The 9156-nt window shown below is 41.2% G+C and carries 2 protein-coding genes; one reads left to right on the forward strand and one right to left on the reverse strand.

Annotation, left to right across the window (positions count from 1 at the left end; translation table 11 throughout):
• Positions 1-18 precede the first annotated feature (18 nt).
• Complete coding sequence (locus BB781_RS16195; RefSeq protein ID WP_242492650.1) at positions 19-6534, reverse strand: PAS domain S-box protein; 6516 nt, start codon at positions 6532-6534, stop codon at positions 19-21.
• 412 nt (positions 6535-6946) lie between these two features.
• Here BB781_RS16195 and BB781_RS11910 point away from each other — a divergent pair.
• Positions 6947-9156, forward strand: a 2210-nt coding sequence (locus tag BB781_RS11910; RefSeq protein ID WP_129582704.1) for a PAS domain-containing protein, incomplete at its 3' end; no start/stop codon positions are given.

Consider the following 9156-nt stretch of genomic DNA (forward strand, 5'->3'; position numbering starts at 1 on the left):
TCCATTGCCTATTTTCTATTACAGTTCTTTCAAATGAGATACTAACAATTCAAACTTGCTTTCCATTTCCATCATCAAAGCTGCAGCCTCGTTGATCTTGCCTGCCTTGGAGAGGCTTTCCATATCTGCAGCAGTTTTGCTAAGATCTTCAGCTCCTATGTTTCCAGATGAACCTTTTATCTTATGAGCATACTGATTGACCCCCTCCATTTCCCCAGTATCTATAGCCTTTTTTAATGCATCCAACTGCATTGGTGCATCTTTCAGGAAAATATCTATTAAGCGTCTGGCCAGGTCTATATCATCCATCATTCTTTCCATGAATGACTTTTTATTGAATATCAGAGGATCTGTCGGGACCTCCATTTCTCCTGTAGTATTGTCTGCATGACTTTTTTCTTGAATAGTGTGTGGCCATTTATTCATTAGATCAATAAGTGACTGCATTGAAACCGGTTTTGGGATATAATCATTCATACCGGCTTCAAGGCAACGTTCTTTGTCACCTGTCATGGCATGTGCGGTCATTGCTATGACAGGAATATCATGATCATGTACCGCAGACAGAGGATCTCTTATGTGCCGGGTAGCTTCCAGTCCGTCCATCCCGGGCATCTGTACATCCATAAACACCAGGTCGTATGAATTATTTTCAAGAGCCTTTATTGCTTCTTCACCGTTACTTGCAATATCTGCACTAAAACCCAGTTTTTGCAGCATGCTCTGGGCCACGTTCTGGTTTACGATGTTATCCTCAACCAGCAAGATCCTCAGATCGCTGCTGGAAATTTCATGCGTATAACGGTCTTTTAGATGAGAATGTGACTTTGGTACTTTTTTGTCCATGCTAAGTATATTGCACAGAGTGTTGTACAGCTCAGATGCTCTGACCGGCTTGCTAAGATAAGCTTTGAAGTTTGTTCTATCCTGCAATTGGGAGCCGGGATGGTGTCCCAGAGAACTTAGCATTATCAGGGAACTGTTCTTGAGCTTTGGATCAGACCCAATGACACGGGCAAGGGAGTCACCATCCATTCCCGGCATCTGCATATCTAACAGCGCTGCCTGGAAAGGTTCACCTGCATCATATGCCCTGTTGAGAGCCTGAAGAGCCATTGGACCGTCCTCGGCCATTTCTGCTTTTATCTTCCACGAAGAGAGTTGTTTGGCAAGTATCTCGCGATTGGTGGCATTATCGTCCACCACAAGCACATGTGAACCCTCGATCACAGAAGACAGTTTCTCCTTGCATAGACCTTCTGCCTCTGATCCATTGGCAAAGCTGAGAGTGAACCAGAACTCTGAACCTTTGCCTTCATTGCTCTGAACACCGATCTCACCCCCCATCATTTCCACAAGTTGCTTGGAAATTGCAAGACCAAGTCCTGTACCACCATACTGGCGTGTTGTAGAAGCATCTACCTGGCTGAACTTATTAAAAAGAATATCTTTTTTGTTATCTGGTATGCCAATACCGGTGTCTTTGACTGAAAAGCGCAATGTGGCGGTAGAGTCTGTTTCAGATCCAAGGGTCACACGTACCACTACCTCGCCTTGCTCTGTGAACTTGATCGCGTTGTTGACCAGATTTATCATTACCTGCTTTAAACGGCCAGGATCTCCCCGGATACATGGAGGTACGTTCGGTTCTGCGGCACATATGAATTCCAGACCCTTATCATGAGCCTTTACCGATAGCATGTCAGCCATATCCTCAAGTAGTTCGTGCAGATCGAAGTCCAGCTCTTCAAGCTCTAACTTACCGGCCTCTATCTTGGAGAAGTCCAGTATATCATTGATAAGTCCAAGCAATGTCTCCCCGCTGTTCTGTACCGTATCTGCGTAATGCCTTTGCTCTTCATTTAGCTCAGTATCCAGAAGCAGCCCGGTCATGCCAATAATACCGTTCATTGGTGTGCGTATCTCATGGGACATGTTGGCGAGGAACTCGGATTTTGCCATGTTTGCAGCTTCTGCCTGTAATTTTGCATTTCTCAGGGAAGTCACATCAATTCCGTATTCCACAACACCTTTTATGTTCCCAAGCTTGTCCTTAATAGGAGATATCGACAACTGAAGTGCCTTCCCGGTTTTGATCTCGCGTATGTCCTCAGGAGTTGTTTCATCGAAAACTTGTTTTCCTGTCGATATGACTTCCTGAACTTTACACCAGGGGCATGGAGATGATCTTTGCATATACGTTTCGTAGCATTTTGTACCGATAATATCACTGGCAGAATCATATTTTGTCAGTTTCAACCTGAAATCAGCATTGTTGAGAGTAATAATATTGTATTCAGTATCAACTACATTAAGAGTTCCCGGAAGAATGTCAATTATTGATTGCAGTTGTGCCCTGCTGTTTTCCAGATCATTGTAATTCTTACTGTTTTTCAGAGCTATGGCAGCGTATTCACCAAATGTTTGCGCAAGTCTGGCATCATTTTCGTCAAAGTCTCCATCTTTATGGGAAAAACCCATAATTCCTTCGGTTTTGCCATCTACATTCAAGGGGGAAAACAGGACATTGGGTAAGACCATATGCCCTTCTGGCATATATTCCAGCCATTTGCTCTTCATGAAATCATTATCATACACTACCTGCCCTGTGGCGTATGCTTCAGCACGCAGTCCTCTTAAAGGCATTGGCAGATCCGGGTTCACAGAACATGGCATACCCCCATCTTCCAAAAACAGTAATTCATTCTCTTCCCCTGATTTTGACAAAAGTGCCACATATCCGGCCTTTGCCCCTATAACCCGTGCACAAGCATCGAATATGCGCCTTCCAGCGTCTTCAAAATTATTGCTTTCAAGGATGGCATGAGTTGCATTGAGAAGTTCTTCAATTTCAGTTTCTTTTTGGAGAGAATTATTTAGTGACTGCTTCAGATCTAACTCTGCCTGTTTGCTTTGCGTTACATCCGTATGGGAACCCGCCATTCTGTAAGGAATACCATTTTCGTCCACAAGAGATGAACCTCTTGCCAGTATCCATATATATTCCCCATTTTTGTGTCTGAAGCGGAATTCAATGTGATACTCAGAGATATTTCCTTGCAGATAATTTTGCATATAGTCCATCACTCTGACTCTGTCATCAGGATGGATATGTTCCTTAAATGTAGAGAAATCATTGGGGAGCTCGGAATCCTCATAACCTATCATCTCTTTCCACCTGGGAGACAGGTATAAACTGTCATCACGCAGGTCCCAGTCCCATATGCCATCCCGGGAACCATTTACAGCCAGAATAAATTGTTCATGGCTTTTTTCAAGCTCATCTGCGTATGTCTGCAATTTTTTCTCTGAAAGTTTACGTTCTGTGACATCTATATGAGAAATAACAACTTTGCGTGGAAAAGAATCAGTACTTTCAAAAGGCCGGACCTTACCTATGAACCACCTTTCTTTTTCCGGGGAATGACATGGGTATTCAAGTTTAAAAAAATCAATTTTTCCCGACATTACATCTTCAATACCTTTGGCGAATTTCAATCCCAGGTCTGAATCTTTACCATCTGAACTTTTTGCTATTTCAATATAATTTGATCCTTCACTTACTTTGCCAATATCTGCAGAATTAGCAATAGCAAAATCCATCCATGACTTGTTTGTTTTTATGATATTGCCGGTTTCATCCAGTACACAAATATTCGCATCTAAAGAATCAAGGGTGGATTGGTTAAGGGAATTTAGATCTTTAATTGTTTGTTCTGCATACCAGTTATCTGTAATATCACGGCCTACACCCACCAATCCGAGAATATCTCCTGCAGAGTTGAATAAAGGTGCTTTAAGCGTGTCAAGTAAAACTTTTTTGCCGTTTGGATAACCTACCCATTCTTCGTTGTGTCTGGCTTTACCTTCTTGCACCATAGTTGCGTCATTCATTCTGAAGAAATCAGCAAGCTCCTTATTGAATAGGTCGTAATCTGTATGACCGATGATCCTTTCTCTATCCCTGCCTACAAAAGTCAAGAATTCAGGATTGCATCCCAGATATACTCCCTGAAGGTCTTTGAAGAATATCATATCAGGTATTGAATCAAGAAGGCTTTTTAATAGAGACTTTTCCTTTTCAAGTATCTCTTCTGCCTTTTTGCGGTCGGTAATGTCTCTAACAACAGCAATAACCTTGTATTCACCAAAAGAAGCCATCTTGCATTCAAAATGCCCCATTTCATTTTTAACAGGCATTTGATATTCTATTGTTTCTGTTAACTGTTCTTTTATAACTTTATCAATGCCTATTTTAAGTTCAGTAGCCAGTTTTTTTGGTAGAACTTCAAATATGTTTTTGTTTAAAAACATCTCTTTAGGCATAGCCAGTTTTTCATCATCCGCTGATTTATAATCAACAAATACACCATCAATATCTAGAACAAATACCAAATCCGGAATAGCTGCGATCAAGGATTTATTGTACAAATTACTATTTGACAAAGCCTCATCGGCCTTCTTACGCTCTGTGATATCTCTTATTGCTGCTACACGAACCTGACGATCAGCACGTGTGAGATCATATGCTTCAATTTCAAGGGGCACTAATGATCCGTCTTTTCTTACTCCACGAATTTCATAGGGTTTTGCAGTATTTTTAGCCATCTGCTGCCTGACAATATCAAGATCATCAGGATAAATGAGCATTGGTAATATATTCTTGCCTAATAGTTCATCGCGTGTATATCCCATTATGCGGGTCAGTGCCTCATTGACCTCAACGACTACACCATTTTCATGAATAATTATGCCTTCAAATGTTACATCTGAGAGCAAGCGATATTTTTCTTCACTCCGGGCCAACTCATCTTCCATTAGCTTGCGGTCAGTAATATCTCTGGCTATTCCTTCCAGGGCTATTAAATTTCCATTTTCATCATAAATGAAGACATTCTTTTGCTCTGACCAGATAATTTCCCCATCCTTTCTTATCCAGCGGAGCGTAGCAGTAGTCCTGTCTGGATCGCCTTTTGACATACTTTCCAGCAGTTGACGATCATCAGGATGCACAAGCTTAAAACCAAGATCAGGGTCTTCATAATGCTCTTGTGGGGAATACCCTGTGATCTTTGTGGCAGCAGGACTAACGTAAGTGAATCCTCTCTTAGGCGCAAATTCATAGCGATATATCAGGTCATTGGCATTTTCAGCCAATCTCCTGAAACGTTCCTCGCTCTCACTGAGTTTCCTTTCTGCATTCTTACGTTCAGTGATGTCCTGGAACACAGTAGCAAAGATATCCGTGTCTACACGATATGCACTTATGTTGTAGTATCGCTGCAATGGTTCAGAGAAATCTTCAAAATTAACAGGGATACCAGTACTTACGACTTTACCATATTTTTCAATAAAAGACGTTCTTTCAATACCCGGAAGAACTTCAGTTGCACGTTTTCCCAGAACATCGTCAACTTTCAATCCTGTATGCTTCTCAAATGTTTCATTTGCCTCAAGGAACACATAGTCAACCGGATTGCCTTGTTCATCACGGATCATCTTATGGATAGCCACACCACTAATAGAATGTTCAAAGAGGCCACGGAATTTTTCTTCACTCTCCCGCAACGCCCCCTCTGCGCCTATATGTCTTATAATATTCCATACAGAATCCATGAGCAAAGTAAGCTGAAGTGTATCGTTCTCATTGTAAGCTGAATCTTTGTTGGCAACCCCGACCACAGCGACTATCCGGTCATTTCTGAAAATTGGTACTGTCATGAATCTATGGAGCTTAACATGACCCTCAGGATAACCTTTTTTCAGTATATTCGGGGCATTGAAATCGTTTACTATTACTGTCTTACGTTGTCTGACCGCTTCCCCCCATATGCCTGTGTTGTCCAGATCATAAGTTGTCTGGGGTTTGGTAATTTCACATTCCTTCATTACATCTTTAGACCACGTGTTAAGAGTGAACTTCTTTTTTGTTTCACTGTAGTAATATATATAACCAAATTTGCTTTCAGTGAGCTTAATGGCTTCATTGAGTGCAAAATCAAGAAACTCCTGGATAGAATCGTGTCTGGACTGCAGGATATCTACAAGGCTCCGTAATCTGGCCTCTCTAAGAAGTAGCTCATTTTCAACTCTTTTTTGCTCAGTGATATCGGAAATCACGCCTATGATACCTTCCACGTTGCCATTTGTACCTGTTATGGTTGCTTTGTCAAAGATGACATCTCTGATATCGCCATCTTTGGTCTTAACTTGCCCTTCATACCGTTGTTTACCATGTTTTTGATAGAGCTCTTTGTCCTTCTCTGAATACTTGTCGGCTATTTCCTCTGGTCCTATTTCATACACAGTCTTACTGATAATCTCTCCACGGGTCAGTCCGATAAGTTTCTCAAAGGCCTTATTGCAGTCAGTATACTTCCCTTGTGAATCTTTATAAAATACAGGTTCTGGTATGGTTTCCAGAAGAGTTCTCAGAAAATTGGCCTGCCATTTTGACAGATAATTAATGTCAGATATCCAAGCGTTTTCTTCGTCTGTTTCTGAGGATAAAAATGATTTATGACCAGAAGACATTTTTTTCATCTACTTTGTTCCTTAACTATTTTCCGAGTATTTTAATAAATGTACATCACAATAACAGTTCAACCTTCCTATCTACTAATATTTGTATACATATATAATTTATCAGTGGGTACTTAGTTCAAAAGTTACCATATTACTTTTGATAGTTTTACAAATGAAAGAAATTATAAATTACAACCATTCAGTGATTTTTTGCGTTCATCCTATCAATTATATGCTGCTTTATTTTCAGAGTATACAGCATGAAGCGCATTACTTTTAGTCACATGGTTTAAGGAGTTACAATTATCACTATTTACTTTATAATAAACCTTATATATAATATGCGGACTTATATTACTGTACTGAATAATTTGATGTGTGACAATTAGTCACAGTTCATGCAATAAGAGGTGTGTTGTATATGTTTGGTAATAAAGATAAGCTCCAAGAAGAGATAGTTAACATTAAAAAGACATTGTCTGATAAAGAATCGAAGTTACAGTTCCTTGTATCTAATCTGCCTGGATTTATTTACAGGTGCAAGTATGATAAAGACCGGACAATGATCGATATAACCCCAAAGGTCAATTCATCATGTGGTTATCCTGCCTCAGACTTCATTAATAATTCTGTCCGGTCTTATGGAAGCATCATTCATCAGGATGATGCCGATGCTGTTGACAGGAAGATCAGTGAGGCAATAAATGCCGGCAGATCATGGGATATCGAATATCGTATGATCCATAAGGATGGCAGCATCCGCTGGATGCACGAAGATGGCCAGGCGATAGCGGATAAAGACGGAACCATACAGCATCTTGACGGTTTTGTCCTTGACATCACCGAAAACAAGAACGAGGAGCTTGTCAACGGAATACTGACACTTGTAGATGCAGCGATAGAGGGAAAACTTGACACGCGTGCCCAGATCGAAGCCTATGATGGTAACGACAGGAAAGCCATGGAAAGTATCAACCAGCTTCTTGATGCAGTAATAGGTCCATTGAACGTTTCCGCAGAGTACATAGACAGGATCTCCAAAGGAGACATCCCTGCAAAGATCACAGATGAATATAAAGGCGACTTCAACGAGATAAAGAATAACCTGAATCAGTGTATCGATTCTCTCAATAAGCTAATGGAAGAAACAAATGTTCTAGTTGATGCAGCAATTGAAGGTAGACTTACCACAAGGGGCAACGTAGGGAACTTTAATGGGGAATATGCAGAACTTATTTCAAGTGTCAATCAGGTAATTGATGCTTTAGTGGGTCACATTGACCAGATACCAACCCCATTTATGATAATAGATACGGATTTTAACATATCTTATATGAATAAGACAGGTGCAGTTGTTATTGGTCAGGAACCAGAACAATTGATCGGCGAGAAATGCTATAACCATTTCAAGACGTCTGACTGTCGTACAGAGAACTGTGCTTGTGCAAGAGCGATCAAAACCGGACAGAATGTATCCAGTGAAACAGATGCTCATCCGGGTGGAAAGGACCTATTCATTGATTATGAAGGTGTTCCGGTTAAAGACAGGAATGGGAAGATCATCGGTGCACTTGAGATCGTGATGGACAAAACAGAAGTAAAGCAGGCAATTGATGACGCATGCACAAAGGCAGATTATCTTGAAAAAATACCGACACCAGTAATGATTGTTGACAGGGATTTCAATGTTCAGTTCATGAACATGGCGGGAGCTTCTGCTGTTAACAGCACACCTGAAAAATGCATGGGTCAGAAATGTTTCAACCTTTTCAATACGGGTCATTGTAACACGGCTGACTGCCAGGTGGCAAAAGCTATGCAGACAGACTCTGTGTGTACAAGTGACACGATCGCAAAATTACCTTCCGGTGAGCTGCCAATCAGATATTCCGGAGCACCTCTGAAAAATAAGAAGGGAGAGATTGTAGGAGGACTCGAATATGTCCTTGATATAAGCAAAGAGATGGAGATCACAGATGGTGTCCGTGAACTTGCAGAAGCTGCGATTGCAGGTAAATTGGATGAGCGTGCTGATCTTAGCAGGTTTGAAGGTAATTACAGGAATATAATTGAAGGTGTTAATCACACACTTGACGCTGTCATAGGACCACTCAACGTTGCGGCAGAGTATGTTGACAGGATAGCAAAGGGAGAGATACCAGAAAAGATCACCGATAACTACAACGGTGACTTCAATGAGATCAAGAACAATCTCAACCAGTGTATCGATGCAATTAATGAACTTGTGGCTGATGCGAACATGCTGTCAAAGGCAGCTGTCCAGGGTAAACTTGACACACGTGCAGATGCCTCTAAACACTATGGCGATTACAGGGCAGTTGTCCAGGGAGTCAATGATACACTTGACGCTGTAATAGGTCCACTTAACGTTGCAGCAGAGTATGTTGACAGGATAGCAAAGGGAGAGATCCCGGATAAGATCACTGATGAATACAACGGTGACTTCAATGAGATCAAGAACAACCTGAACCAGTGTATCGATGCAATAAATGCACTTGTTTCTGATGCCAACATGCTGTCCAAAGCTGCGGTCAAGGGTAAACTCGATACTCGTGCCGATGCCTCTAAACACTTCGGTGATTACAAGGTTATCGTTGAAGGAGTCAATGA

Origin of the sequence: Methanolobus psychrotolerans, from assembly GCF_002243045.1 — an archaeon.
In the GTDB taxonomy this organism is placed as follows: domain Archaea; phylum Halobacteriota; class Methanosarcinia; order Methanosarcinales; family Methanosarcinaceae; genus Methanolobus; species Methanolobus psychrotolerans.